The organism is Arenimonas metalli CF5-1 (genome assembly GCF_000747155.1).
GTDB lineage: Bacteria > Pseudomonadota > Gammaproteobacteria > Xanthomonadales > Xanthomonadaceae > Arenimonas > Arenimonas metalli.
Genome location: NZ_AVCK01000012.1, coordinates 311,752 through 338,356, shown reverse-complemented (window position 1 = coordinate 338,356; position 26,605 = coordinate 311,752). Strand labels below are relative to the sequence as shown.

21 protein-coding genes and 1 pseudogene are annotated in these 26,605 nt (G+C 66.9%); 6 read left to right on the top strand and 16 right to left on the bottom strand.

The window, feature by feature from the left end:
• Positions 1 to 59 precede the first annotated feature (59 nt).
• From N787_RS05170 to N787_RS05100, 15 genes and pseudogenes are all read right to left on the bottom strand, one after another.
• Entirely contained in the window at positions 60 to 470 is a 411-nt protein-coding gene (locus N787_RS05170; RefSeq protein ID WP_034211224.1) for a CopL family metal-binding regulatory protein, read from the bottom strand.
• Between the two features lie 185 nt (positions 471 to 655).
• On the bottom strand, positions 656 to 994 hold the full coding sequence (locus tag N787_RS05165; protein ID WP_034211223.1) for a four-helix bundle copper-binding protein: 339 nt from the start codon (positions 992 to 994) through the stop codon (positions 656 to 658).
• 183 nt (positions 995 to 1,177) lie between these two features.
• Positions 1,178 to 2,209 carry a CDF family Co(II)/Ni(II) efflux transporter DmeF gene (gene dmeF / locus N787_RS05160; RefSeq protein WP_052575173.1) on the bottom strand — a complete coding sequence of 344 codons (1,032 nt, stop codon included), beginning with the start codon at positions 2,207 to 2,209 and terminating at the stop codon, positions 1,178 to 1,180.
• Positions 2,210 to 2,238: 29 nt separating this feature from the next.
• Positions 2,239 to 5,445, bottom strand: coding sequence for an efflux RND transporter permease subunit (locus N787_RS05155; protein ID WP_034211222.1), 3,207 nt, complete (start codon positions 5,443 to 5,445; stop codon positions 2,239 to 2,241).
• A complete protein-coding gene (locus tag N787_RS05150; RefSeq protein WP_034211221.1) occupies positions 5,435 to 6,685 on the bottom strand; it encodes an efflux RND transporter periplasmic adaptor subunit in 1,251 nt (416 codons plus the stop codon). The genes N787_RS05155 and N787_RS05150 overlap by 11 nt, the downstream gene beginning before the upstream one ends.
• Positions 6,682 to 7,959: a TolC family protein gene (locus N787_RS05145; RefSeq protein ID WP_034211220.1), complete on the bottom strand. Its 1,278-nt coding sequence runs from the start codon at positions 7,957 to 7,959 to the stop codon at positions 6,682 to 6,684. Before N787_RS05145 ends, N787_RS05150 begins: the two co-directional genes overlap by 4 nt.
• Positions 7,960 to 8,494: 535 nt before the next feature.
• Positions 8,495 to 10,495 carry a heavy metal translocating P-type ATPase gene (locus N787_RS05140; protein ID WP_052575147.1) on the bottom strand — a complete coding sequence of 667 codons (2,001 nt, stop codon included), beginning with the start codon at positions 10,493 to 10,495 and terminating at the stop codon, positions 8,495 to 8,497.
• Positions 10,496 to 10,572: 77 nt separating this feature from the next.
• On the bottom strand, positions 10,573 to 10,902 hold the full coding sequence (locus N787_RS05135; RefSeq protein WP_034211219.1) for a P-II family nitrogen regulator: 330 nt from the start codon (positions 10,900 to 10,902) through the stop codon (positions 10,573 to 10,575).
• Positions 10,899 to 14,012 carry an efflux RND transporter permease subunit gene (locus N787_RS05130; RefSeq protein ID WP_034211218.1) on the bottom strand — a complete coding sequence of 1,038 codons (3,114 nt, stop codon included), beginning with the start codon at positions 14,010 to 14,012 and terminating at the stop codon, positions 10,899 to 10,901. The genes N787_RS05135 and N787_RS05130 overlap by 4 nt, the downstream gene beginning before the upstream one ends.
• Positions 14,013 to 14,042: 30 nt before the next feature.
• Entirely contained in the window at positions 14,043 to 15,269 is a 1,227-nt protein-coding gene (locus N787_RS05125) for an efflux RND transporter periplasmic adaptor subunit (protein ID WP_052575146.1), read from the bottom strand.
• A complete protein-coding gene (locus tag N787_RS05120; protein WP_084590628.1) occupies positions 15,266 to 16,558 on the bottom strand; it encodes a TolC family protein in 1,293 nt (430 codons plus the stop codon). Before N787_RS05120 ends, N787_RS05125 begins: the two co-directional genes overlap by 4 nt.
• Positions 16,559 to 16,623: 65 nt before the next feature.
• Positions 16,624 to 16,989: a hypothetical protein gene (locus N787_RS05115; RefSeq protein ID WP_034211216.1), complete on the bottom strand. Its 366-nt coding sequence runs from the start codon at positions 16,987 to 16,989 to the stop codon at positions 16,624 to 16,626.
• Between the two features lie 229 nt (positions 16,990 to 17,218).
• A pseudogene (lspA, locus tag N787_RS05110) lies at positions 17,219 to 17,722 on the bottom strand (signal peptidase II).
• 77 nt (positions 17,723 to 17,799) lie between these two features.
• On the bottom strand, positions 17,800 to 18,408 hold the full coding sequence (locus N787_RS05105; RefSeq protein WP_034211214.1) for a cation diffusion facilitator family transporter: 609 nt from the start codon (positions 18,406 to 18,408) through the stop codon (positions 17,800 to 17,802).
• Between the two features lie 189 nt (positions 18,409 to 18,597).
• Positions 18,598 to 20,439, bottom strand: coding sequence for a cytochrome c/FTR1 family iron permease (locus N787_RS05100; protein WP_245593960.1), 1,842 nt, complete (start codon positions 20,437 to 20,439; stop codon positions 18,598 to 18,600).
• A 202-nt stretch (positions 20,440 to 20,641) separates the two neighbouring features.
• Between N787_RS05100 and N787_RS05095 the strand changes: the two genes are divergently transcribed.
• From N787_RS05095 to N787_RS05085, 3 genes are all read left to right on the top strand, one after another.
• Complete coding sequence (locus N787_RS05095; RefSeq protein WP_034211210.1) at positions 20,642 to 21,043, top strand: MerR family transcriptional regulator; 402 nt, start codon at positions 20,642 to 20,644, stop codon at positions 21,041 to 21,043.
• 294 nt (positions 21,044 to 21,337) lie between these two features.
• The gene (locus tag N787_RS05090) at positions 21,338 to 21,850 is read left to right on the top strand and encodes a hypothetical protein (protein WP_156968906.1); all 513 of its coding nucleotides are present in this window, start codon (positions 21,338 to 21,340) and stop codon (positions 21,848 to 21,850) included.
• Positions 21,851 to 22,342: 492 nt separating this feature from the next.
• Entirely contained in the window at positions 22,343 to 23,413 is a 1,071-nt protein-coding gene (locus tag N787_RS05085) for a phospholipase D-like domain-containing protein (RefSeq protein ID WP_052385545.1), read from the top strand.
• Between the two features lie 140 nt (positions 23,414 to 23,553).
• On the opposite strand, the gene merR is transcribed toward N787_RS05085, so the two are convergent.
• Complete coding sequence (gene merR, locus N787_RS05080; protein WP_034211207.1) at positions 23,554 to 23,973, bottom strand: mercury resistance transcriptional regulator MerR; 420 nt, start codon at positions 23,971 to 23,973, stop codon at positions 23,554 to 23,556.
• A 71-nt stretch (positions 23,974 to 24,044) separates the two neighbouring features.
• Between merR and merT the strand changes: the two genes are divergently transcribed.
• From merT to merA, 3 genes are read left to right on the top strand one after another with little or no spacing between them, the layout of a single operon-like run.
• The gene (gene merT, locus N787_RS05075; RefSeq protein ID WP_034211206.1) at positions 24,045 to 24,395 is read left to right on the top strand and encodes a mercuric ion transporter MerT; all 351 of its coding nucleotides are present in this window, start codon (positions 24,045 to 24,047) and stop codon (positions 24,393 to 24,395) included.
• Positions 24,396 to 24,407: 12 nt separating this feature from the next.
• Positions 24,408 to 24,686, top strand: coding sequence for a mercury resistance system periplasmic binding protein MerP (merP, locus tag N787_RS05070; RefSeq protein ID WP_034211205.1), 279 nt, complete (start codon positions 24,408 to 24,410; stop codon positions 24,684 to 24,686).
• 10 nt (positions 24,687 to 24,696) lie between these two features.
• Complete coding sequence (gene merA, locus N787_RS05065; protein WP_034211204.1) at positions 24,697 to 26,379, top strand: mercury(II) reductase; 1,683 nt, start codon at positions 24,697 to 24,699, stop codon at positions 26,377 to 26,379.
• Positions 26,380 to 26,605 lie beyond the last annotated feature (226 nt).

The window sequence follows — 26,605 nt, the reverse complement described above, 5'->3', positions numbered from 1 at the left end:
CAACACGACCCGGATGCCGGGTCGAGCGAATGGGGCGGATCAAGATCCGCCGGGAGGGCTTAGGCGATCGGAGGTCGGATGGCCGGCGCCGAGGGCGCGGCCGGGACCGACGCCAGGCGGCCCAATTGGGCCACCCAGCGATAGGGGGAAACCGCCCACGGGGCGTCGGTGATCACGACGACCGGCGCATGATGCAGGCAGCTGCAGGTGCAGGTCCCGCCGTCACAACAATCCAGCGGCGAGTCAGGGCTGGGCACGACGGGCGTCACGGCGGCCGTCACGGCGGCCTCGTCATGGCACGACGCCATGTCGCCGTCGGCCATCGAATGCCCCGCCGCCGCCATGTCCTGGTCCACCTCCGCGCTCTGGTGCGCGACATGATCGACCGCGGACGCGACCGACGGCAGCCCGGCGTTGGCGATCAACGCCAAAGCGAGCAGCAGGTGGCCGACGGTGCGCAGCAGGGACATGGCCGGAGTCTACACCCAGAAAAAAGCGATGGGATACACCCCAGAACTGGGGAAGATGCGGTCTAGACCGCCATTGGAGCCAGAAAGTTCCCCGGGCGGAGCGGTTCGCCGATGTTCCCCGGCCCCCGTGGGGCCGAAGGAACGGGTTACCCGGCTTGGGAAGTTTTACCGCGTGGGGACGTCGTTCAGGGCGACGCCGCCATCGCCTCGCAGGCTTGTGCGCACTGCCGGCAGGCGCGCACGCAGGCCTCCATGCCGTCCAGTTCTTCGCAGCTGGCGGCGCAATCGCGGCAGATCTGCGCGCACAGGCGGCAGAACTCGGCGTGGTACGGGGAGTGATTGATCATGAGCGCGGCGGCGGCGCGGCAGGCCTCGGCGCAATCGATCATCAGGCGAAAATGATCCGGCGCCACGTGGGGGCCGCCTTTTTCCAGGCAGGTGGTCAGGGCCATGTGCTGGCAGTGCTGATAGCAGTCCAGACAGCTGCGGATGCAGGCCTGCATTTCGGACGAGAGCTGATGCATGAGGGGCTCCTTGGGGGGGGGTGACGGGACGTCGGCAACGCGCCCCGTCCCCTGACGTAGCAAGGTTTATGCCAACCGGACGCTCGCGTTTACCGGGAATTCCCACGCCCGTTGGATTCCCCTGATCCTGCAGTCTGCCTATCCCACGCCCGACGGCCGCGCAAAATGCACTGCCCATCGCCGTCACAAGGTCGCGCCAGGGCTCGCGGGGTTGACCGGACGGTCGGCCCCGGCCTCAGACCGGCCTAGGGGCGCATCGCAACAATGAACTTCAATCGTCGCGTGCACGACTTCGGAGTGGATCGCCAGTCGCTCGCGGATATGTTGCGCCGTCAGCGTCGCGTCAGGCGTCACCACCGTCAGGGCGCAGGCATAGGACGCCCGGCCCACCCGCCAGACGTGGAGGTCGGTCACACGGCTCGGCGCGCCCTCTTGTGCGAGATCGATGGCCTCGCGAATTTCCTCGACGACCGGATGATCCATTTCCCGGTCCAGCAACACCCGGGACGTGTCGATGATCAGACGCCGCGCCCAAATGGCCACCAGCACGGCACCCACGATGCCCATCACGGGATCAAGCCACTGCCAGCCGTACCACCAGCCGCCCGCCAGGGCGATCAGGGCAAGCACCGACGTGGCCGCGTCGGCCAAGACGTGCACGTAAGCTGAGCGCAGGTTCAGGTCGGTGGCGGACTCCGGCCCGTGGGAGTGCCCGTTTTCATGGCCGTGCCCGTGCCCGTGGTCATGGGCATGCCCATGGGTATGGCTGCGCCCCAAAATCCACGCGCAGACCAGATTGACTCCCAGCCCGACAGCCGCCACGAGCAGCGCCTCGCGATAGCGGATCGGTTGCGGATCCAGAAGCCGCTCGATCGAGGCAAATGCCATCAGCGCCGCGACCCCCAGCAGCAGCACCGCGCTGGCAAAGCCGCCCAGCACCTCGATCTTCCAGGGGCCGAACGCGAACCGGGGGTCGTCCGCGTAGCGCCGCGCCGCCCCATAAGCCAGCACGCTCAGACCGATGGCCAGCGCGTGCGAACTCATATGCCAGCCGTCGGCCAGCAGGGCCATCGAGTTGTATACCCAGCCGGCGATGATCTCCACGACCATCGCCAGCAACGTGATCCACAACACCACGCGGGTACCCCGTTCGGCGGCCGACGTATCGGCCGCATAGTCATGCCGGTGGCTCCACGGCGACGTGTCAAATTCCATAGCCTCGCTCTCCCGCAAAGAGTCGTTGGTCATCGATGAAGTTGGCCATCACCCGCCTCGGTGTCCCGGTGCAGCAGCCGGTACAGCGCCGGCAGCACCAGCAGGGTCAGCAGCGTCGAGGACACGATACCGCCGATGACTACGGTGGCCAGTGGGCGTTGAACTTCCGCGCCGGCGCCAACGTTGAAGGCCATCGGCACGAACCCGAGCGAAGCCACCAGCGCCGTCATCAGCACCGGTCGCAGCCGGCCCAGAGCGCCATCGCGGATGGCGTCCTCCAGCCGGTCGCCCTCCTGCCGCAGCTTGCGGATGAAGGCGATCATGACCACGCCGTTGAGTACGGCCACGCCCGACAAAGCGATGAAGCCCACGCCGGCCGAGATGGACAGCGGGATGTCTCGCAGCCACAGGGCGAGCACGCCGCCGGTCAGCGCCAGCGGCACGCCACTGAAGATCACCGCGGCATCCCGTCCCGAGCCGAACGCCATGAACAGCAGCCCGAAGATCAGCATCAGCGTGACCGGAACCACCACCGACAGCCGCTGGCTAGCCGCGATCAGCTGCTCGAAGGTGCCGCCGTAGTCGACCCAGTAGCCGGACGGTACGGTGACCTCGGCATCGATGCGCTCGCGCAGATCGGCGACGAAACTGCCCAGATCGCGGCCCCGCACATTGGCGGTCACCACGATGCGGCGCTTGCCGTTCTCGCGGTTGATCTGGTTCGGCCCCTCGACGATCTCGATCGTGGCCAGTTCCCGAAGCGGCACCGTCGTGGGAATGCCGCTGGCCCAGTTGGCGCCGCGGCTGGCTTCATCGCGCCCCACGTCCTGGGAGGGCAACGGCACCGGCAGGTCCGCCAGCCGGGCCGGGTCGGTGCGCAGGGCCTCGGGCAGCCGCACCACGAGGTCAAAGCGCCGGTCGCCCTCGAACAGTTGGCCGGCCACCGTGCCGCCCACCGCGGTGCCCACCGCCTCCTGCACCGCGACCTGATTCAGCCCGTAGCGGACCAGACCTTCGGGGTTGGGGGTGATGGTTAGCAGCGGCAGGCCGGTCGCCTGCTCGAGCTTGACATCGGCGGCACCGGGCACGGACTTGGCGACCGCCTCGAGCTGTTTGCCGACCTCCACCAGGGTTTCAAGATCATCGCCGTATAGCTTGATCGCGACGTCTGCGCGGACGCCCGAGATCAGCTCGTTCATTCGCATCTGGATCGGCTGGGTGAACTCGTAGTTGTTGCCGGGCAGCTGCTTCACTGCCGCCTCGATCTCGGCCACCAGCACGGCCTTGGTCTTGCGGGGGTCCGGCCACTGCTCGCGTGGCTTGAGCATGATGAAGGTGTCCGCCACGGACGGCGGCATCGGGTCCGTGGCCACTTCGGCCGTCCCCAGCTTGCCGAACACCCGCGCCACCTCGGGGAACTGCTTGATGCGCGCTTCCAGGGTGGCCTGCATGGTCACGGCCTGACCCAGGCTGGTACCCGGGATGCGCAAGGCGTGCAGGGCGATGTCGCCCTCATCCAGGCTGGGGATGAACTCCGAGCCCAAGCGCGAGGCCAGCAGACCGAACACGACCACCAGGGCCGCCGCGCCAGCCACCACGGGGACCCGGAACCGCAGGGCCCAGTCCAAAGCCGGCGCATAGGCGCGACGGACGGCCTGCAGTACCCGGCTTTCCTTTTCCTGCACCTTGCCACCCAGGAACACCGCCACCGCCGCCGGCACGAAGGTCAGCGACAGCAGCATCGCCGCGGTCAGCGCCAGCACGACCGTGAAGGCCATCGGGTGGAACATCTTGCCCTCGATGCCGGTGAGGGCGAATACCGGCAGGTACACGGCCGCGATGATCGCCACGCCGAACAAGCTGGGCTTGATGACCTCGGCCGTGGCAGACGCCGTCAGATCGAACCGCTCCTCCCGGGTCAGCAGCCGGCCCAGTGCGTGCTGGCGGTCGCCAAAGCGGCGGATGCAGTTTTCGATGATGATCACCGCGCCGTCGACGATCAGGCCAAAGTCCAGGGCGCCCAGGCTCATCAGGTTGCCCGAGACCCCGCCGCGCACCATGCCGGTGATGGTCATCAGCATGGCGATCGGGATCACGGCCGCCGTGATCAGTGCGGCACGGATATTGCCGAGCAGGAGCAGCAACACCACGATGACCAGGATCGCGCCCTCGACCAGGTTCTTGGTCACGGTGGCGATGGTGCGATCGACCAGCGAGGTTCGGTCGTAGACTGGTGTGGCTGCGACGCCCGGAGGCAGCGATTTGGACACCTCGGCCAAGCGTTCGGCGGTCGCGCGGGCCACGGCGCGACTGTTTTCGCCGACCAGCATGAACACCGTGCCCAGCACCACCTCTTCTCCGTTCTGGGTCGCGGCGCCCGTGCGCAGTTCGGGACCTTCGCCGACGGCGGCGACATCGCCGACCCGGATCGGCACGCCCTCGCGGCGGTCGAGCACAATCCGCCGCAGGGCCCCGAGGTCCGCCACCTGGCCCGGCACGCGCACCAGGTACTGCTGGCCGTTGCGCTCGATGTAGCCGGCGCCGATGTTCTGGTTGTTCCGGGCCACGGCGTCGACGACGTCCTGCAGTGTGAATCCGAAGGCGACAAGCTTGGCCGGGTCGGGCGTGACGTGGATCTGGCGGGCGAAGCCGCCAATGGTGTTGACCTCGGTCACGCCCGGCGTATTGCGCAGCTGCGGCCGCACCACCCAGTCCTGCAAGGTGCGCAGGTCCGTGGGCGTCCAAGGCGTGCCGTCGGGCTTGGTCGCCCCCGGGGCGGCCTCCACGGTGTACATGTAAATTTCGCCCAGGCCGGTGGCGACGGGCCCGAGTTCGGGCTCCAGGCCAGGCGGCAGCTGCGACTTGGCCTGCTGCAATCGCTCCGCCACCTGCTGGCGGGCGAAGTAGATGTCGGTGCCGTCCTCGAACACGACCGTGACCTGCGACAACCCGTAGCGGGAGATGGAACGGGTGTACTCGAGTCGGGCAAGGCCAGCGATCGCCGTCTCGATCGGGAACGTCACCCGCTGCTCGGACTCGAGCGGCGAATAGCCGGGGGCCTCGGTGTTGATCTGGACCTGGACGTTGGTGATGTCCGGAGTAGCGTCGATGGGTAGTTTGGTGAAGCTCCAAATCCCCAGCGCGCATAGCCCTGCCGTCAGCAGCAGCATCAGCCACCGATGCGCGATGGCGAACCGGATCAGTTTCTCGAGAAACCCAGGCGTCTCAGTGGTCATGGGACGCTCCCGACTTCTCGATGTCGGCCTTCACCAGATAGCTCTGGGCGACGACCACCGGATCGCCAGCCTTCAGACCACCGAGCACTTCGACATTGACGCCATCGCGGCGACCCAGTTCCAGCGGCCGGATCTCGTAGTCATCGCCGAAGCGAACGAACACCACGTCCCAGTCGCGGAATCGCTGCAGTGCGGCCAGCGGCACCATCAGGTCCACCGGCTGCTCGGCCACGGTGACGCGGGCGCGCACCGCCGCGCCTGGCCGCCAGCGACCGTCGGCGTTGTCGATAGTGGCGCGGGCGACCGTGCTCTGGCTGGCCGTCGCCGTGCCGGGCAGCACCCGGTCTAGCGTGGTGCGGGCACTGACGCCATCGCTAAGCCGGGTCACTTCGACCGGCAGGCCGGGCGTGATGTGCTGGGCGTCGGCGCCGAAGAGGTGAAGGTCCACCCACAGCGCCGAGAGGTCGGCGATCTCGAACAGCGGCTGTTCACCCGCCAGATCGCCTACGGCCACATTGCGCGCCAGCACGGTGCCCGCCAGTGGCGCGGTCACGGCATAGTCCGACAAGCTGACGTTGCTTTCGATCGTCGCCAGCGACTGGCCCGCCCTTACGCTGTCACCCAGACCCACGCGCACGGCCTTCACCGGTCCCGGGAAGCGGGCCACGATGCGGGCATGACGACCTTCCATGGGCGTGAGCAGGCCCTGCACATCATGTTCGTCGCGGATTACGCCGGGGACGACCGGGGCGACCACTATGCCGGCGTCCTGGGCCACGGCGGCCGGAATGGAGGTGCGGCCTTCGTAGCTGGGGAAGGACCACGCCAGTGTCTGGCCATCGATGCGGGCGGTGACAGCCACGTCGAAGGAGTGCGGCTCAAAGACCTCCAGGCTGCCCTGCAAGTATTCGTCTTTGGCGGTGAATGCATGCGTGTCAGTGACATCGCCCAAGCGCGTGAGCACGACCGTCAGCTCGCCAGCGGTCGGCGGCAGCGGCTCGCCGTCCTTGTAAAGCCAGGCGCGGTACTCAGGCGGCACGCCGTCTTCGAAGATTGCCAGCTCCACGGTGTAGGGCCCGTCGGTGAGCAGGCGGCCGTTGTGGGCGCCCTTGGCGGGCTCGGCGTCGGCTTCGGACTCCGAGTGCCCGGCGGTTTCGCCCTGGACCTCGGGTTGGGAGCCACCGCAGGCCGCAAGGCTCAGGGTCAGCAGGAGCGGGATCAGGAATGAACGCAAGGTCATGGCGTGCTCTCATCAGTTGTGCGCTCGGCGAGCACGAAGGGCTCAGCCGTCAGACGCTGGATTTCAATCAGGGCTCGGTGGAAGTCGCGTGCGGCAGCAATGCGGTCGCGGCGGGCGGCCAGCAGTTCGGACTGAAGCTGCGCCCACTCCAGGTAGCTCAGTGCGCCTGCGCGGTAGGCCTTGCCGGCCGCAGCCTCGGCGCGCTCAAGCGCTGGCAGCACCTTTTCCGTGGTCTGGTGCACGGCCAGGGCATCGACCTGAAGCCGGCCGTGGGCTTCGGCCAGCGTTGCGCGAAGGTCCAGTTCGCCGGCTTCCCGCTCTAGGGCCAGGGCGTCGAGTTCAGCCCGTGCGGCCCGGATCGCGGGTTCGGCGCGGCGCCGGCTGCCCAGAGGCATCGAAAGTCCGCCCATCAGCGCCCAGTCGTCGCTGCCCTGCAGGCGGCGCAGGCCCACCTGCCACTCCAGATCCGGACGAGTTTGGGTCTGCGCCAACTGCAGGCGGGCTTCGCGCAGGCGGGCTTCGCCAGCGAAACGCTGCAGGTCCGGCGTGCTTTCCAGTAGCGTGACCACGTGGTCGAAGTCGGGCGTGGCTGGCAGCGCCAGCAGTTCGCCCTCCACGGTCCCGACCGGATCACCGCCCCACATCAGCGCCAGTCGACGGCGGGCGGCTGCCGTGGCGGCCTGCGTGCGGGCGAGCTCGAGCTCGGCACGTGCCACTGCGGCTTCAGCGCCCAACTGCACCGACGCCGGCGAAGCGCCGGCGCCCACGCGGCGACGCGCGGCCGCCGCCGCGGTGCGCCGCTGCGCGACCGTCGCGTCCAGCGCCGTGGCTTCCTCCTGAAGGGCGAGCACCTCCAGATAGCGGCGGGCGACTTCGGCCAAGAGGTCCAGACGGCGGCCTTCGGCCGCGATATCCAGTCCAGCCAGGCGGGACTGCGCCAGACCTACGCGTGCGTCACGGCGTGCCTGGGGCTCGATGACAGAACCCAAGCTCAGGGTTAGTTCGGCGGCATCGGCGCCGCGATAGGGGCCCGTGCCTAGCGCGTTTTCCACCCCAGCGCCTGCTACCCAAGCGGGGGACTGGGCGGCCAGGTCGGCTTCGGCGGTCAGGGCCACTTGCTGCAGCGGCAGTCGCCGCAAGTCGGGATGGCGCTCGAGCGTGAGCGCGAAGGCCTGATGCAGGTCCAGTTTTGGCGCGGGCGAGGTGGCCTGGGCCGGCAGAGCCAGCACGGCACAGCACCACAGGACGGCCAGGGCCGTCTTGGTTCTCAACATGGGAATTTTCTCCGGGAACGGGCAATCGGGGCGTGAGCCCCGGGGACGTGAGGACGTCAGGCCGCGATCGGAGGGCGCAGGAACCGAGAGAGGGGCGAGGGGACCGCGAGAGGCAAAGCCGTTTGGGGTGGCACACTGCGCAACATGCACGCAGACCACGGTAGTCCAGTACCGGTCAAGGCAGTAGCATTTACGTAACCGTCAAAGGCATGCAGCAACCCATCCAGGGTGCCTGGAATCGGGGATACCTGGGCGGCCGACGTGCTGGCGTCGCCGGTCGCATCCAATTGCGCATGTTCCCACTCGTGAAGGTCCTGGACCGAACTCAGCACGGGCTGGACCATCACACCCAACAAAATCAGCGCCCAGAAAAGGGCGCGGACAACTCGGAGTAGGGGACGGGGGGTATGGCTCACAGTCATAAGGTTACAGCGTAGTGCGCCCGGTCCACAACTTTCTACTACGCTTCGTATCCGATCAGCAGAGAGGTAGGCGCTAACTTCTATCGCCACACCGGCAACCACGATGCGCGTCGCTAGTCCAGAACGGGACGGTACGCTAGCAGGCGCAGCGCGTTCGCCACCACCAAGAGGGTGGAACCCTCGTGGAAAAGCACGGCGACGCCCATCTTCATGCCCAGGATCGTTGCCGGAATGAGGATAGCCACCATGCCTAGGCTGGCCCACAAGTTCTGGCGGATGATGCGCCGGGTCTGCCGGCTCAACCCCACGACGAACGGCAGGTGCTCAAGCTTGTCGCCCATCAAGGCCACGTCCGCTGTCTCAAGCGCGACATCTGACCCCGCGGCTCCCATGGCAATGCCGACCGACGCGCTGGCCAGCGCCGGCGCATCGTTGACGCCGTCGCCCACCATGGCGACCTCGCCTTCGGCACGCAGCGTCTTGATCGCCTTGACCTTGTCCTCCGGCATCAGGTCGCCATAGGCCCGGTCGATGCCCACGCTGGCGGCCACCGCATCGGCGACCCGTTGGTTGTCGCCCGAGAGCATCACCAGCCGGGTCATGCCGAGTTCACGTAGCTGTGACATCACCGCCCTGGCTGCTTCCCGGGGCGTGTCCATCAAGCCCACGACACCCAGATACCGCTCTCCCTGGCGCACCACAAACACCGTCCGGCCTTGATGCTCCAAGTCCAGCACCCGGGCCTTCAGGGAGGGGGGCAGGCCCGGACCGCCGATCGCATCGAACAGGCTCTTCTTGCCCAGGTGCACCGTCTCGCCCGACACGGACGCCTTCAGGCCGCGCCCGGTGAGGCTCTCCAGGTCCGTCGCCAGCGGCGTGGCGTGTTCGCCCAGCCGGACCAGGCCATCGCGCACCACTGCGGCAGCCAAGGGATGGTCACTCAGACGTTCGACCGCGATGGCCACGCTCAACAGTTCCTGCGTCGTCACGCCATCGGCGGGCATGACGTCCGTCACCTGCGGTCGGCCCTCGGTCAGCGTGCCGGTCTTGTCGAACGCGAGCGAGTGCAGAATGCCTAGCCGCTCCAGCGGGCCGCCCCCCTTGATCAGCACGCCGCCACGTGCGGCCCGCGCCACGCCGCTCAACACCGCGCTGGGCGTGGAAATGGCCAAGGCACAGGGACTAGCCGCGACCAGCACCGCCATGGCGCGGTAGAAGGTCGCGCTGAACGGTTCATCCACCACCAATCCGGCGAACAGCAGCAGGCCCACCAGCACCAGCACTGCGGGAACGAAGATCTTCTGGAAGCGGTCCGTGAACAGCTGCGTCGGGGATTTCTGGTGCTCCGCCGAACGCACCAGTTCCACGACTCGGGCCAAGGTGCTCTGGCTGGCGAGGCGGGTGACTTCGACCTCCAGGACCTTGCCCTGGTTGATGGTGCCGGTGAAGACGCGATGCTCGGGGCCGACCGCGTCAGGGCGTTGCCTGGCCTCGGCCACGTCCACCACCGGCCGCTTGTCGACCGGCACGCTCTCGCCCGTGATGGCGGCCTGGTCGATGCTGCTCTCGCCCAGCACGACGAAGCCGTCCGCCGCCACGCGTTCATCAGGCTTGACCACCACGACATCGCCGATGACCAGGTCGTTTACGGATACGTCGACCAACTGGTCACCGCGACGCACCAGCGCCGTCTCGGGCCGCAACTCCGCCAAGGCCTCGATGGCGCGACGGGCGCGGCCCATGGCGTAGTTCTCAAGCGCATGGCCGAGACTGAACAGGAACAACAGCAACGCGCCCTCGGCCCATTGGCCCAGGACCGCTGCGCCCGCGGCCGCCACGATCATCAGGGAATCGATCTTCAGCTCGCGGTGCCGCAGATTCTCGATCGCCTCGCGCACGGTGAAAAAACCGCCTGCCGCATAGGCCAGCAGCAGCAAGATGAAGGGACCGGTGGCATTGTCGCCCTGCGTTCGACCCCAGGCCCAGCCGGCCAGGAGGAAGGCGCCGGAGGCCAGGGAAAAAATGATCTCGGCGCGGCCGGCCCAAGGGCCCCCGCTGCCGTGATCGTGGTTGTGTCCCGCGCTCGCGGCCGGGGGAGGCGTGGCATCACTCATCGGACATTCCTCGAACGTGGATACTGCAGGCGCGCTCGGACCGAGCGCGCCTGCCTCGTGGCCTTCGTGGTGCTGAGCTAGGCCGGCACGTCCGCCCGGTCGATCAGCAGCACATCGTCGATGGAACTGGTGAAGATCCATCCGGCATTCACCTGCCCGGTGCGGCCGTGCTGCCGGATCAACGCAATGATCGTGTCGACCCGCTCGTCCTCGCAGAACACGTCCAGCTGGATTTCCTGGGTCACCCGTTCACCCAGCTCGACCGAGTAGTCCTGCTCGCGGGCGCTGGCGGCCTGCAACAGCCCTCGCGCCTGGACCACGCTCAGACGCCGCTCACCGGCGGCCTCCAGGGCGTGCACGATGTCGCTCATCCGATGGGCGTGCAGCAAGGCAGTAATGCGCTTCATGGCGTTGCCTCCGGGTTCTTGCGTTCGGCGCGGGTTTCCAGCCACTCGTAGAGCACGGGCAGCAGGAACAGGGTCAGCAGGGTGGCGCTGAGCAGGCCGCCCACCACCACGGTGGCCAGCGGGCGCTGGGTCTCGGCGCCGACGCCACTGGAGATCAGCATCGGCACCAGGCCCAGAATCGCCACGCTCGCGGTCATGAGCACCGGGCGCAGCCTGAGGGCCGTGCCTTGCAGCACCGCCTCGCGCACCGAGAGACCACGTTCGCGCTGCTCGTTGAGGAAACTCACGAGCACGATGCCATTGAGCATCGCCACGCCGAACACGGCGATGAACCCGATCGCCGACGGCACCGACAGGTACTGGCCGGTCAGGAACAGGGCCAGCAGGCCGCCGATGGTCGCGAAGGGCACGTTGGCCAGGATCAGCGCCGCGAACTTGATCGAGTTGAACGCGGTGTACAGCAGCACGAAGATGAAGAAGATCGTGATGGGCACGATCAGGCTCAGCTTGGCCAAGGCGCGCTGCTGGTTCTCGAACGCACCGCCCCACTCGATCCAGTAGCCGGGCGGCAGGTCCACCTGCGACTTGATCGCCGCCGTGGCATCGGCCACGAAGCCATCGACATCCCGGCCCCGAACGTCCATCTGAATCACGGCATAGCGCTGCAACTGCTCGCGACGGATGAACGAATAGCCCTCGGCGACCGATACCGTCGCAACCTCGGACAGCGGCACCAGCGCTCCCGAAGCGGCCTTGAGCGGAATCCGTCGCAGCGCTTCGACCGAACTGCGCGTACCGTCATCAAGGCGCACGGAGATGTCGAACCGCCGCACGCCGTCCAGCAGCACGCTGACCGGTTCGCCACCCAGGCCATTGCGCACGATGGTCAGCACTTCCTCGGCGTTCATGCCGTGCCGGGCCAACTCGGCCCGATCCACCTCGATGCGGATCTGCGGCTTACCGACGTTCGCTTCCAGCGAGAGGTCGGCGACGCCGTCGATACCGGCAAGAACCGGCTTTAGCTGACTACTGAGGCGATCAAGTTCGCCCAGATCCTCGCCGTAGAGCTTGAGCGCGAGGGTCGCGCGCACGCCGGAGATCAGCTCTTCGACGCGCATCTGGATCGGCTGGGTGTAGCCTGGCACCACGTTGGGCACGACCTCCTCCAGCGTCTCCTGCATGGCCTCCTCGAGCTCCTTGATCGAGCGGCCGGTGGTCCAGTCCTCCTCGGGGGTCAGCGCCGTGTAGATCTCCATGTAGTTGACGTCGGCGGTCTCGCCCTTTTCGGCGCGGCCGATCATGGCCAGCGTGGTCTCCACTTCCGGGAACTTCTTGAAGGCCTCGGCAATGACATTGCTCGTGCGGATCGACTCATCCAAGGACGTCGACGGAATACCCGTCACCCGCCACATGATCGAGCCTTCCTGCAGCTGGGGCATGAACTCCTTGCCCAGGAACGGGAAGAGCCCCAACGCCAGCACCAGCGCCACGGAAGCCGTGATCACCACGGCGCGTTTGGCGGACAGGGCACGCTCCAGCAGCGGGCGATAGCGACGCTTGAGGAAGGCCACCAACCGGGTGTCCTTCTCTTCCTTTGGCTTGAGGATCATGGCCGCGAGAACCGGGATCAGCGTCAGGCTCAGCAGCATCGAGCCCGCCATCGCGAACGCGATGGTGAAGGCCATGGGCTTGAACAGCTTGCCCTCCAGGCCCTCGAGGCTGAACAGCGGCAGGAACACCACGATGATGATCAGGATCGCAAACGAGATGGGATTGGCCACTTCCTTGGCCGCCGCCAGCACCGCCGAGGTCCGGTCCACCTTTTCGCCATGGGCGTGCCGCTCGGCCATGATGCGGTAGGCGTTCTCCACCATCACCACCGCGCCGTCCACCATCATGCCGATGCCGATGGCCAGGCCCGCCAGGGACATCAAATTGGCCGACAGTCCGAACTGGCCCATGCCGATGAAGGCCATCAGCATCGCCAGCGGCAGGGTCACGATCACGACCAGCGCCGAACGCAACTCGCCCAGGAACAGGAACAGCACGATGGCCACCAGGATCGAACCCTCGATCAGGGCCCGCGTTGCCGTGCCCACGGCCTTGTTGACCAGGTCGGTACGCTCGTAGATCGGGCGCACGACCATGCCCTCGGGCAGCGCGTCCTGGACGGTGGCCAGCTTGGCCTTGACGGCCTCGACCACGTCCTTGGCGTTCTCGCCGATGCGGGCCAGCGCCATGCCCAGCACCACTTCTTCGCCATCGCGGGTGACAGCGCCAAAGCGCGGCGCCGGCGACTCGATGATCCGGGCGACATCGCGCAGGTAGACCGGCACGCCGTCCTCGGATTTGAGCACGATCGCGCCGATGTCCTCGGTCGAGGACAGCAGGCCCAGGCCGCGCACCAGGTACTGCTCGCGACCCACGTCCATCACGTTGCCGCCGACCTGGCCGTTGTTGGCCGGCAGGGCCGCAATCACGTCGGCAAAGCCCAGGCCCCGGGCATAGAGCCGCTGCGGGTCGATCCTGACCTGGTACTCACGTTCGCCGCCGCCCCAGGAGCTGACGTCGTCCACGCCCGGCGCTGTGCGCAGGATCAAGCGCACCGTCCACTCCTGCCAGGTACGCAGGTCCATGTCGGTGACCTGGTCCTTGCTCACGCCCGGAGCGCGCTCGACCGTGTACCAGAACACCTGGCCCAGGCCCGAGCTGTTCGGACCCATGCTGGGCTTGCCGTAACCCTCGGGCAGGCGGTCGCCGATTTCCTGCAGCCGTTCATTGACCAGCTGCCGAGCGAAGTAGATCTCCATGTCGTCCTCGAAATAGACGGAGACGTAGGAAAGACCAAACAGGCTCACCGAGCGGATTTCCTGCACCTTGGGCAGGCCCGCCAACGCGGACTCCACCGGGGTGGTCAGCAGCAGCTCGACGTCTTCTGCCGCCAGGCCCGGCGATTCGGTATAGATGTTCACCTGCGCCGGGGTCACGTCCGGGAAGGCGTCGATGGGGACGTCACGCACGGCGCGCAGGCCCAGGAAGGCCACCACGGCGAAGATGATCAGGACCAGGAACTTGTAGCGCAGGGAGAGTTCGACCAGGCGGTTCAGCATGGCGCACCTCCGCGCTCGGCGACTCGGGCGTCAATGACCATGACCTTCTCCCAGTTGCGCCTTGAGCATCTGGGCCTTGAGCACATAGGCGCCCTCCACGACCACCCGGTCGCCGATGACCAGGCCGTCGGCGATGACGGTGTGGTCGCCGACCACCGGACCGGGGCGAACCGCCACGGGCGCCAGGGCGCCATCGGTCTCCTTGAAGACCACGTTCTCGCCCTCCAACTGCACCAGCGCCGCCGTCGGCACCGCCAGCTGCGGGTCGCTGCCACCGCCGGCATCGAGGTAGACCTCAACGTAGTCGCCACCGTGCAGGCGATCCCCGTCATTCGCCACCTCGATCCGCACCAGCGCGGTCCGGGTGTTCTCGGACGTGCGGTGGGCGCGCTGCACCACCTTGCCGGGCAGTCGCACCTGGCCCAGCACCACCTGCGCAGTGCTGTCGATGGCAATGCGGCGGGCTTGCTCGGCCGGCAGCGTGGCATCGACCCACACCACGGACTCATCAACCAGGCGGAACAGCGTGCGGCCGGGCTCAATCCGCTCGCCGACCACGAAGGCATCCTCGGTCAACCGCCCCGCGTGCGGCGCGGTCAGCGTGAACTCGCCGTTGGACCGGCCCGTGGCCGTGCCCGGCAAGCCGTAGGCCCGCGCCGTCGCCCGTGCCTGCTCGACGGTGACCTGGGCTTCCTGGTAGCGGCGGCCCGACACGGCTTCGCGTCCCAGGGATTGAACGCGCTTCCAATCCTGCTCGGCGATGGCCAGCGCCCCTTGGGCTTGGGCCACCTCCACGGACGACAGCGTCACCAGTGGCGCGCCGGCGGCCACTTCGTCGCCAAGCTTGGCATGGCGGCGGACCACCAGGGCCTCGACCCGCGGCGTGATCAGAGTGGTGCCGTAGGCGTTGTCCAGGACTTCACCCGGGGCCTGCAGCGGTTCGCTCAGTGAACGCGCATCCAGGGTCGCCAGCGTGATGCCGGCGGCTTCCAGCGCGGCCGCGTCCATGCGAACCGGTTCCGCGCCTTCTTCCGCCTCATCGTGGCCGGCCTCTTCGTCATGCCCGGCCTCATCGCCGTGGCCCGCATCTTCCTGGCCTGCCTCGTCGGCATGTTCAGCGTCTTCGCCGCGTGGCGTGCTCGTGTCGGCGGCAACGGCCTTGGGTGAAGGCGTCGCGGCGGGCTCGGCGCCACAGCCTGCCAAGGACAGGACCAGGACCGCACCGGCGGGAATCAACAGGTAGTTTTTCGGGTTCATCGCGAAGTTTCTCCAGTCGCGTCATTCATTCCGAGCCAGGCTTCGAGCTGGCCGGTGGCGGCGAGGTAATCGGTGGCGCGGCGCCAGAGCTGACCTTCCAGCGCGGCACCGGCAAGGGCGGTATCCAGGGTCTGCTTGAGCTGGAGCAGGTAGTCGGCGGTCGAGAGCTCGCCGGCGCGCCAGAGGCGTTCCAGCAGTTCGGCACGCTTTTCGACATCGGTCCCGGTGCTTTGGCTCCAGCGGGTAAAGGCCCGACGGACCGCGGCATAGCTGGCCGCCGTGCGCTGGGCCCGTGAGGCCAACTGCGCCCCGGCGATGTCGGCCTGGGCTGCTGCGGCATCGGCATCGGCAAGCGCGGCCGCGACCTCGGCCCGGTAGGGGTTGCGCACGAACAGCGGCACGCTGAGCGACACGCCCACCACGTTGTCGGAGGCCGGGCCGAAGTCGATGCGGCCGCCCGTGAGTGCAAGCGTCGGGTCCGGAACCCGGTTGCGTTGGGCGACGGTGACTTGACGTGTCGCTCCTTCGGACTGGGCCTGCGCGATCTGCCATTCCGGCAAGGCCTCCCAGGTCGTGGGCGCGGGCGCCACGTCCGGCAGCGCCTGCGACCACGCCGGGTCCGAGGCCAAGGCGTCGGGCTGTCCGCCCACGTTGCGGAAGGCCTCCTCGGCCTCCGCGGCTTCGGCCAGCAGCGCCGCCTGTTCCGCTTCGGCTTCATCGCGGGCCAGCCGGGCCAGATCCCGTTCAAGCGACGAGATGTCGCCCACGCCGAACTGCTTGTCGGCCAGATCGGCAAATCGGGAGATCAGCGCCAGGCGTTGCTCGCCTTGCTGCACCCGCCGTGACGCGCTTTGCCAATCGGCCCAACCCACCAGCCAGGCGGCCACGAAATCACGTCGGCTCAGCCGGGCTTGGGCCACGGCAATGTCCAACTGCGACGCGGCCGCGTCGCGCCGGGCACGGCGTTTGCCGCTCAGGTCCAGCGCCAGGCTGACGCCGGCGGTGGTGGTGCGGTCTGTGCCTTCGTCATCGGCCGCAAACTGGACTTCGGGGTTGTAGAGCGGACGGCCGGCAGCGTCGGCGCGGGCGCGGGCGGCGGCCAAGGTAGCGTCTGTGGCTCGGGCGCTGGGGTGGGCGCGCCAGGCCGCGGTGACGGCATCGCGCAGGGCGATGGGAGACGCCGCGGGCGCGGCGGCATGGATGGGCGCGGCCAACGCGCCCGCCAGGAGCAGAACGATCGTCGGCAACGACACGACGCGCAAGCGTCGCGGGGGAGAGATAAAACGCATGGAAACATCCTCTGAGCACACGTCGACCCCGACGCCTCGGCGTCAGGGAGCGAAAACGAGAGGGCTCAGAGAATGGGAGGGCGAAGCTCGTTGCGTGCGGGACCGATCGGCATGGCGATCGGAACGGGTAGAACGCGGGCCATGGCCGGCGGTCCGGCCAGAAGGACGACCACGGGCGGCAGGGCCGCCGCATGATGGCAATGGCAGTCCAGGCAGCCGCCCGCGGCATGCGAGAGGAGCGACGAAGGATCGTCCGCTGCCGACGCATCGGGCGTCAGTGCGGTATCGGCCGCCGGCCCCTGGGTGCTGGTCGCCCCCCAGGTGCTGTCCTGCATCTCATCTACCGTGCAAGCCGCGACCATGCCCACCTTGAGCAGGAACACCAACAGCACCCACGCAGCCACCCGCACGGATGCGCGAAGTCGGGCCATCAGCAGGGGAGGGGAAGTACGCATGGCTGCGGCAGCTTATCTGACGGCACTGGAGTTACACAATTTCATTCTCCTCTGCACGCCGCATCGCGTTCAGGAGGACATGAGATTACGGGGAGCTGCAAACAAATCGCGGGCGTGAAGGGCCTCAAGGGGCTACAAAGTCGCCGGGAGCCGACAGCCCAGCCGATGCCAGGCCACCGCCGCATCCGGCGTGCCGAGAAAGACTTCATGACGCCTGTCCTTGCGACAGCTTCGGTGGCATCAGGCCGTTCGCCACGATCGCCACCGCCCCGATGACGATGGCCATATCGGCCACATTGAAGGTGGGCCAGAAGAAGTCCCGCCAGTACCACTGAATGAAGTCGACGACCTGCCCCCGACTGAGCCGATCGGCCGCATTGCCCAAAGCACCACCAATCACCAAGGCGTACGGAACCGCCAGTCGCCATGCCCGTCGGGGCAGGCGGTAAAGCGAGTACACCAGGTAAGCGGACACGCCCAGCGCCAATGCCGCAAGCACCGGTCACTGCCAGCCTCCCGCACCGCCCAGCAAACCAAACGCCGCACCGGGGTTGTAGGAACGACGCCAGTTCCACCACCCTTCCACGACAGCGATGGCCACGTCATCGGGGATCGCCGTCATCGCCCACCACTTGGTGACTTGGTCCAACAACAGCACCGCCAGCGAGAGCAGCAGCCATGCGATGGCGCTCGTGCGGATTCCCTCCACTCCGGGCGCTCCCTGCCGCGCATGAACGTCGCCAGCGCGCAGGGCGTCGCCGGTTCGTTTTGACCGGTCAGGCTGCCTCATGTGCCAGCCCCCTGCCGGGCACGGCGGGCATCGCGCAGAATCTCGAAGGATTCCTTGATGACATACAGTCCGATCAACGTGCCGATCATGAAATCGGGATAGGGCGAGTCGAGCCACAGGACCAGACCGCCCGCAAGGATGACCCCCACGTTCGCCACAACGTCGGCGCGGGTGAACAGCCACGTCGCGCGCAGGTGCACCTCTCCCGTCCTTAACGGCGCGAGCAAGCGCAATACGGTGACATTGACCGCCAAAGACAGCAGTGCCGTCCCAATCATCCAACTGCTGGCCGGTTCGGCGCCGTGAACCACCCGGCGCCCGACCTCGGCCAGCACGCCCAAGCCCAACACCAGCAAGATGCTACCGCTGAGCCAGGCCGCATTGGCTTTGAAACGCGCGGCGCGTCCAATGGCGACCAACCCGATCGCGTAGGCGATGGCATCCGACAGCATGTCCAGTGCATCGGCCAGCAGTCCGGTCGAGTCGGCGATCCAACCGGCGATGCCGCCGATCACCGCCATCGCGGCATTGAGAGCCAACGCAATCTTCAGGATGCGGCGCTCTTGCGCGTTCTTGGCATCGTGGTGGCAACCGCAGTCACTCATGGCTTTCTCCGTTGGCGGGCGAGCATGAACCGCAGCGATCACCCAACGTGGGCCACCTCGCGGCAAGGCCCCAGCCCGAGGCGAACTCGGCGCGCAGGCCATGCATTGGCCACGGCACGCTGTTCAGGAGGAGTGCGGCGCACGCGGAGGTCGCGGCGCGGCGGCAATATCGCAAGTCCCTTGGGCAGCTCATGAGCGCGAGGAAGATGCGGCCGACGCTTTCAGCGACCGGGTGTTGGTTATGAAGCCAATGATCGCCAGCGTCGCCACGCCCAACTGCACCAACAAGGACTCCCAGGACGGGTACACGCCCAGCCATTCGATGCGTGGCCCCGTCACCCCTGCTTGGGTGACCCAACCCGCCTCCTGAAGGGCAGCCACGCCTTTGCCCGCCAAGACGACGGCCAGTACGGCGATCAGGAGCGAACTGATCGAGAAGAACCGGCCGACGGGAAGACGTGCGCTGGCGCGAACCATCCAATAGGCCACCGCGGCCAAGACCAAACATCCGGCCGCGAAGCCAGCAAGGATGGCGCCGGAGACAGCTTCGCTCCACATCGCGATGAAGAACAGGATGGTCTCAAACACTTCGCGATACACCACGATGAACGCAAGCACGAACAAGAAGAGAGCCGATCGCCGCGTCAACGCCTTCGACAACTTGGCCTGCAGGTACTGCTGCCAGCGTCCGGCCAAACTCTTCTGATGCATCCAGATACCAACGCTCAGCAGCACGGCAGCGGCGAATAGCGCCGATAATCCTTCGGTCAGCTCCCGATTGGCACCGCTGATGTCAATCAAGTAGGTCGCTGCCGCCCAGGTTGCCGCGCCGGCCAGCAAGGCGCTGGCCCATCCCGCATGGACGTACGGCAAGATGTCGGCGCGCTCGGCCTTGCGCAGGAACACGATCATGCCCATCACGATCAGGAGCGCTTCCAGACCTTCCCGCACCAGGATGGTGAAGCTGCCCAGAAAGGCCGTGGTCGTGTCCATCCGGGTATCCGTCAGTACCGTCTCGGCGCGATCCAACAGCGCGTTGACCTCCGCCGCCTGTGCGCTCACGTCCGCCAGGGCGGCGGGGCGAGCGAGTTGGCTGCGGTAGCGGGCCATGGCCGTCTCGATCTCTCGCATCAGTGAGGGATCGCGGGTACCCAGGGCCGCCTCAACCGGCTCTACGCCGTCCAAGTAGGCTGACAACGCCGACGTTGTGGCTTGCGCCGTGTCGCCGGCGGCATACGCCCGCTCGCTGGCGGCCATACGTTGGCGGGCGAGGGAGAACGGATGGGAACGGCCCGGCGACTGGTTCACCGCCTCAGGGCGTGATCGAAGGTAGGCCACGATGGCGTGCGCCTCCGCCGGGGAGACCGTGGCCGCCAGCTCCGCCTCGCGGGTCCGGGTCAGGGCTTCGAGCGTCGGGATGCGGCCGCGGAGGTCGGCCCGGGCCCGCCACAAGGTCTCCCCGTCAGTGCGGGCGCGAGCGGAGTACGCCAGACTGCCCGTGTAGAACGCCAGCGCCCAGCGATCGGCTTCCGACAGCGCCGCGAAGCCGGGCATGCTGGTGCCTGGCACACCCTGCGAGATCACTTCATACAGCGCCAAGGGCGTCCGCTGGGCCGCGCGACCCGCGTCGGTAAAGGCGATCGGCGGGGGATCCAAGGTGGCTCCCGCCAGACCGTCTCCGCGCCCGGTCGGACCGTGGCAGGCCGCACATTGCTGGGCGTAGAGCGCCGTGACGCGGGCCGGCTCCGGTGGCGACGCTGGCACGGCCCCGATGGGATAGTCGGCCAACAGATCGTCGGCCATCCCGCGAGCCAGCGTGGCGACCTGGGTGGGCTCGGCCTTGAGGTCCACCGCCGCGACCAACTGGTCGGCTCGGGCCAGCAGCCGCGGCTGGTGCGGACTCGCCGGCAGGGTTTGGAGTTGCGTGAGAACCGCCCCGGCAAACTCCTGCATCTCCGCATACTCGCCAGGCGACAGGATGCGGCCACCGTGGACGGCAGCGGCATAGTCCACCGCGATGTAGTCGAGCATTTGCCACGTTTGTCGCGGCTCAACGGGGGGTGCCTGGGCGTGAACCGGCAGCAGCACCAGACCAATCACGAACGCTGCGATCCAGTACTGCCTAAGCAGTGCGAGCAGAGGGCGGTTCTGAGGCATGGCAGGGGCACTTCGTTGGCAGCGGGAGAGGGGTAGCGTAAAGTCCGTAGGCACTACAGAGTCAAGCGGGATGCGAATGAAAATCAGTGAAGCTGCCGCCGCCAGTGGCTGTCACTTGGAGACCATCCGCTACTACGAGCGCATCGGCCTGCTTCCTGGGCCGGTCCGAACGGGGAACGGCTATCGGGTCTATGGCCACCACGACGTGGCACGGTTGCGTTTTATCACCCGCGGCCGGGAACTGGGCTTCAGCCTGAGCGAGATTCGCGACCTGATGCGATTGGCGGAGGATCCGGACCTGTCCTGCGGCGACGTGGACCGGCTCGCGCGCCACCACCTCGCCGAGATCCGGGAGCGGCAGGCCGAACTGCAACGAATGGCGCAAGAGTTGGAACGCACCATTGCCGATTGCTGCGGCGGCCGCCGCGGCACCTGCGCTATCTTGAGCGGCTTGCAGACGCCGGCGAAGCCAGTGTGATCCCATCCACTGGACATTCGAGGGCCAAGGAGGCGATGACGACAGGATCAAGATCCCCGGAGCGGCTGCTCGGTCTCCGGATGGCGCTTCCAGAAGCGTTTCAGGGCGCGGATGGCGATGATGCAATGCGTCGTCTCAATTTGGGACTATGGCATGCTCAAGTACTAAGCTTCAGCGGCGGGAGTCGGGAACGAAAGGGCGCCCAAAGAATGGCGGCCTACCGAACCAGGGATGAAGATTTTCATCTTCCCGCATGGTCCAATCGGGGCCCAACGTCCCTATCGGAACCCTGCCTTGACCCCCGACACGGCGTACCACGAGGCGGGACACATTGTCTTTGCCCACCTGACCGGCATTTGCATTGCGGTGAAACTGACCGGTGAACACACCGCCACCCAAGCCGCTGCAATTTACGACCGTCACCACGATCTGGCCGCCGCCCGAGCGCGAGGTGCGGGAAATGTAGAGATCGACTACGCGCTGGAGGAAGCCATCATCGCGGCGGCTGGGTACGTCGCGCAGGAACGGTATCGACAGTGCGTTGGCGCAACGGTCTCGGAGGATGAGTTGTTTCGAGACGCACACGGCGATGTACTGGCCGTGCGTGCGGCCTTGGGTCCGCTCCGGTGGTTTGAGGTTTGTGACAAGGCGCGGAGCTATCTCGCGCAACCCGGGGTGTGGCAAGCCATTGAGCGGGTCGCCGAGGCGGCCTTGCAGCGCGGCGCCCTGTCCGAATCACAACTAGACACCCTCTTGCATTCCGCAGACGTCGATTTTGACCTGCCGACGGGAACGGTTCTGCGGTGACCCGATCGCGTGCGGCGTGCCCCTGAAGCAGGCTGCTGTCGCCTGGGCAGTGGGATGACGGGGGCTCGCAGAGCCCTGCCTGATCCGGATCGGGGCCTACGCCGCGCTGTCCGAGCCGGGCCTTCCCAAAGAAAACGGCCCGCCGGAGCGGACCGCTGGAGAAGTGGGGCGGAATTCGCAGCGGGAACCAGCCCAAGCCCGCGCTCCTTTCCCCTTTAGTTTTTGGGTGACGCCACGGTCATTACCTAATCATAAGGCCCATGCTGCGCCGGCCGTCAATGCAAACCGACCACGGACCGGCTGCAAGCGCAGGGGAAAGCGCCTCAGGGCGCTGAAGGTTGCGACCACGGGACCTGCTGCGGCGGCAGCATGCTCAAGGCGCTGGTCGCCGGCCGGGATGCCGAGGTACGCGCCCGCTTTCCGGGCTAGCGGCCCAGGGCCCCGGCCGCGCTGCTAGGCTGATCCCCGGAACTACGCTGACCCGCCATTGCCATGCCATCCATAACGGAAACGACCACGGTCTTCGTGGAGGGGGACGCCCTCTACGAGGCGATGCACGCGGACCTCGCCGGCGCCACGCGAGACGCGCGTCTGGAGTGTTACATCGTGGCGGATGATGACGTCGGCGGGCCGATGCTCACCGCCTTGGCCGATCTGGCACAGGCCGGCCGGCGGGTCCAGGTTCGTATCGATGCCGTGGGCTCTTGGCGTCTGATTCCACCCGAGCGGGTCCGTGCCCTGATCGCGGCCGGCGTGCAGTGGCACTGGAGCCGGCCGTGGTCGTGGCGCCAGCCGGGGCAATTCCACGTCCGCAATCACCGCAAGCTCCTGGTTATCGACGACGCGGTCGCGTACCTGGGCGGATTCAACCTCGACCGGCGCAATTCCCAGCGGGCGGTGGGGGCGGCTCGCTGGCGCGACACCCATGTCCGTCTAACCGGCCCTCGGGTGGCCGAGGCCATCCGGTTGTTCGACGACTACCCCCGGGCGCCACGCGTCCCGGCGCCCACGGCGCGGTCGCCTTTGGCACTGCTGTCGAACCGTTCGCGTCGTTGCCGGCATCGCCTGCGCTGCGCGTTCACCGAGGCGTTCGACCAGGCCCGGGAGCGGCTCTGGCTGACGACGCCGTACTTCGCACCGGACCGGCGCAGCCAGCGGGCCTTGTGCGGCGCCGCTCGCCGCGGCGTGGATGTCCGCGTGCTGGTGCCAGGCAAAAGTGATGTTCCGTTGGCGCAATGGGCGGCACGGGCGGCCTATGCACACATGCTCGACGCGGGGGTGCGCATCTGGGAGTACCAACCACGGGTGCTGCACGCCAAAACCGCCCTGGTCGACCGGGACTGGGCGACGGTCGGCACCGCCAATTTCGACTACCGCAGCTTCTTCCTCAACGACGAGATCAACCTGCTCGGGCAGGCGCCAGCCCTCAACGCCACGTTGGCGGAACACTTCGTGCTTGATCTGGCCGAGTCCCGAGAGGTGCTGAAGGCGGCTTGGAGACAGCGACCTTGGTACGCGCCGGCCCTGGAGCTGATCGGCTGGTGGGCGCGGCGTTGGCTCTAGCAGCCGTCACGCGGCCTTTTCAGCGCTATCCGGAAACAGCGTGGAAACGACGCCCAACTCCGTCTGGACAGACCGCGACCCCTTGCAAGGGTCCCGTATCAACTTCGTGTTTTCTCGCCTGGCGTGCCTTAAAGGCAGTATTAGTCAGCGGCGGTACGTCGGTGAAGGGAGGCGATCAAAGGGCAAGTCACGTGGTCTTGGCTTGAACTGCACGCCGTTACCAGTCGGGACAGCGCTGATTCCATGCGCTTGAGGTCGGCCAACCGCAAGCGAACGTCTTTCAGGCGCGCTGCTGCCAGGTCGGCCGCTTCGTGGCAATGGGTGCCGTCCTCGAGTCTGAGCAGCTGGGCGACCTCGTCCAGATTGAATCCCAGTCGTTGGGCGGACTTCACGAACCTCACGCGGTCCACGTCCGCTGGCCCATAGCGACGGATACCACCGATAGGGCGATCCGGCTCCGGCAGCAGCCCCTTGCGCTGATAGAAGCGGATCGTTTCCACGTTGACCTCGGCGGCCTTGGCAAAGGCTCCAATGGTCAGGGTGTCTGGTGTGTCGGCCATAGCGCTTGACTCCGTACCTGACTACGGAAGTAACGTTAGCGCATCACGCGAAGTCTCGGAAGGAGAATCCCATGGCAGACCTCCGCACCGGTCGTGGCGCGCTGGCCGCCGGCGGCATCGCCGCGCTTCTTGCCTCTACTTGCTGCCTCGGTCCGCTGGTGCTGATCACGCTGGGCTTCTCCGGTGCCTGGATCGGCAACTTGGCCGTGTTGGAACCCTACCGACCGGTCTTCATTGTCGCAGCGCTCGTGGCGCTTTTCTTCGCATGGCGCCGAATCTTCCGGCCTGTAGCCGCCTGCGCGCCGGGCGACGCATGCGCCGTGCCTCGGGTGCGGCTGGCCTACAAGGTGATGTTCTGGATCGTCGCTGGCCTGGTGCTGATGGCCCTCGTGTTTCCCTATGCCATGCCCCTGTTCTACTGAAAGGAGATACCCATGAAGAAGTTCCTTGCGTTGCTCGTCCTGACGGTCGGTCTGAGTGCGCCGGTCTGGGCTGCCACCCAGACCGTTACGCTGTCGGTGCCCAGCATGACCTGTGCCACCTGTCCGATCACCGTGAAGGTGGCGCTGTCAAAGGTCGAAGGCGTCATCGAGGCCAAGGTGACCTGGGAGCCCAAGGAGGCGGTGGTGACCTACGACGATACCAAGACCACCCCGGCCGCCCTCACCGAGGCCACGGAGAACGCGGGCTATCCCTCTACGGTCAAGCAGTGAGTCCGCGCTGATGACACAGACCATCTTGCTGCACATCGAGGGCATGACCTGCGGGTCGTGCGCCGCGCACGTCAGGCAAGCATTGGAGAGCGTGCCGGGTGTGCGCACGGTCTCGGTGTCCTTCCCAGATCGCCAGGCTGAGATCGAGGTCAATGTCAATTCAAACGTGGACGTTAACTCTCTTTCCGAGGCGGTATCCGGCCTGGGTTACCGGGCGCAGCTTGTCCAGGCGCGCCCCCTGCGGGAGAACACCCTACGTCGGCCGGTGGGGGAACCAGAGCATGCGCAGGGTGCGTCGAAGCTTCACGTCGTGGTCATTGGGAGTGGCGGCGCGGCAATGGGGGCGGCCCTGAAGGCTGTCGAGCAAGGGGCGCGCGTGACGCTGATCGAGCGCAGTGTCCTTGGCGGCACCTGCGTCAATGTCGGCTGCGTGCCGTCCAAGATCATGATTCGCGCGGCCCATATCGCTCATCAGCGACGCACGAGCCCCTTCGATGGCGGCGTTTCCGCCGCCTCGCCGAAGATACAGCGTGAGCGCTTGCTGGCGCAGCAGCAGGGACGCGTCGATGAACTGCGCCTTGCCAAATACGAAGGCATCCTGGCGCGCACCCCCGCCATCACCGTGTTGCGCGGGGAAGCCCGGTTCAAGGACGCGCACACGCTGGCCGTGGCGATCACTGAGAATGACCTGTGCGAGGTGAGTTTTGACCGCTGCCTCATCGCCACCGGGGCCAGCCCGGCGATTCCGCCGATTCCGGGTTTGAAGGACACGCCTTTCTGGACATCGACCGACGCGCTGGCCACCGACATGATCCCCGAACGATTGGCGGTGATCGGTTCGTCGGTGGTGGCGGTTGAACTCGCGCAGGCTTTTGCCCGACTGGGCAGTCAGGTGACTATCCTGGCGCGCAACAAGCTGTTCTTCCGCGAAGACCCCGCCATCAGCGAAGCTGTCTCGGCCGCATTCCTCGACGAAGGCATTGAGGTGCTGGAGCGTACGCAAGCCAGCCGGGTCACCCATCTGGATGGAGAGTTCCTGCTGACCACCGTACGCGGCGAGCTGCGCGTTGACCAGCTGCTGGTCGCCACGGGGCGCACTCCCAACACCCGTACGCTCAACCTTGATGCGGCCGATGTGGCCGTCAATGCGCAAGGCGCCATCGTCATCGACAAGGGGATGCGCACCAGCGCACCGCATATCTATGCCGCCGGCGACTGTACCGACCAGCCGCAGTTCGTGTACGTCGCAGCGGCAGCCGGCACCCGCGCTGCAATCAATATGACCGGTGGCGATGTGGCGCTGGACCTGACGGCGATGCCGGCGGTGGTGTTCACCGACCCGCAGGTCGCTACCGTGGGCTACAGCGAAGCTCAGGCGCACCACGACGGCATCGAGACCACCAGCCGCACGTTGACGCTCGACAACGTGCCGCGGGCGCTGGCTAATTTCGACACCCGCGGATTCATCAAGCTGGTCGCCGAGGCTCATTCCGGCCGCCTGATCGGCGTACAGGCCGTAGCTCCTGAGGCGGGTGAGCTGATTCAAACAGCGGCGATCGCCATCCGGGCACGAATGACGGTGCACGAGTTGGCCGACCAGCTGTTCCCGTACCTCACCATGGTCGAGGGACTGAAGCTCGCGGCACAGACCTTTACGAAGGATGTGACGCAACTGTCGTGTTGCGCGGGATAGCGACGTGATGAGCGTTCAAAGCCAAAACCGCGCTGTCATCGCTGAGGCAACCGCCTAAGTTGGGGCGACCACGTATCAGGGCGGGTAAACACACCCACATACTCAGGTTCCATGCATGAGCGACCTAGATTCTGGCATCTGGTGTTCGTCTCTGGAATCGACTGCAACGGCAGCCCCTGATCTGGAATGTCAGACCAAACTCCGCCTCCTTTGGTCCCGGGACAGA

Excerpts from the sequence above, each read along its gene's own strand:
- N787_RS05170 (WP_034211224.1), bottom strand. The coding sequence starts at position 470 with ATGTCCCTGCTGCGCACCGTCGGCCACCTGCTGCTCGCTTTGGCGTTG.
- N787_RS05165 (WP_034211223.1), bottom strand. The coding sequence starts at position 994 with ATGCATCAGCTCTCGTCCGAAATGCAGGCCTGCATCCGCAGCTGTCTG.
- dmeF (WP_052575173.1), bottom strand. The coding sequence starts at position 2,209 with ATGGAATTTGACACGTCGCCGTGGAGCCACCGGCATGACTATGCGGCC.
- N787_RS05155 (WP_034211222.1), bottom strand. The coding sequence starts at position 5,445 with ATGACCACTGAGACGCCTGGGTTTCTCGAGAAACTGATCCGGTTCGCC.
- N787_RS05150 (WP_034211221.1), bottom strand. The coding sequence starts at position 6,685 with ATGACCTTGCGTTCATTCCTGATCCCGCTCCTGCTGACCCTGAGCCTT.
- N787_RS05145 (WP_034211220.1), bottom strand. The coding sequence starts at position 7,959 with ATGTTGAGAACCAAGACGGCCCTGGCCGTCCTGTGGTGCTGTGCCGTG.
- N787_RS05140 (WP_052575147.1), bottom strand. The coding sequence starts at position 10,495 with ATGAGTGATGCCACGCCTCCCCCGGCCGCGAGCGCGGGACACAACCAC.
- N787_RS05135 (WP_034211219.1), bottom strand. The coding sequence starts at position 10,902 with ATGAAGCGCATTACTGCCTTGCTGCACGCCCATCGGATGAGCGACATC.
- N787_RS05130 (WP_034211218.1), bottom strand. The coding sequence starts at position 14,012 with ATGCTGAACCGCCTGGTCGAACTCTCCCTGCGCTACAAGTTCCTGGTC.
- N787_RS05125 (WP_052575146.1), bottom strand. The coding sequence starts at position 15,269 with ATGAACCCGAAAAACTACCTGTTGATTCCCGCCGGTGCGGTCCTGGTC.
- N787_RS05120 (WP_084590628.1), bottom strand. The coding sequence starts at position 16,558 with ATGCGTTTTATCTCTCCCCCGCGACGCTTGCGCGTCGTGTCGTTGCCG.
- N787_RS05115 (WP_034211216.1), bottom strand. The coding sequence starts at position 16,989 with ATGGCCCGACTTCGCGCATCCGTGCGGGTGGCTGCGTGGGTGCTGTTG.
- N787_RS05105 (WP_034211214.1), bottom strand. The coding sequence starts at position 18,408 with ATGAGTGACTGCGGTTGCCACCACGATGCCAAGAACGCGCAAGAGCGC.
- N787_RS05100 (WP_245593960.1), bottom strand. The coding sequence starts at position 20,439 with ATGCTCGACTACATCGCGGTGGACTATGCCGCTGCCGTCCACGGTGGC.
- N787_RS05095 (WP_034211210.1), top strand. The coding sequence starts at position 20,642 with ATGAAAATCAGTGAAGCTGCCGCCGCCAGTGGCTGTCACTTGGAGACC.
- N787_RS05085 (WP_052385545.1), top strand. The coding sequence starts at position 22,343 with ATGCCATCCATAACGGAAACGACCACGGTCTTCGTGGAGGGGGACGCC.
- merR (WP_034211207.1), bottom strand. The coding sequence starts at position 23,973 with ATGGCCGACACACCAGACACCCTGACCATTGGAGCCTTTGCCAAGGCC.
- merT (WP_034211206.1), top strand. The coding sequence starts at position 24,045 with ATGGCAGACCTCCGCACCGGTCGTGGCGCGCTGGCCGCCGGCGGCATC.
- merP (WP_034211205.1), top strand. The coding sequence starts at position 24,408 with ATGAAGAAGTTCCTTGCGTTGCTCGTCCTGACGGTCGGTCTGAGTGCG.
- merA (WP_034211204.1), top strand. The coding sequence starts at position 24,697 with ATGACACAGACCATCTTGCTGCACATCGAGGGCATGACCTGCGGGTCG.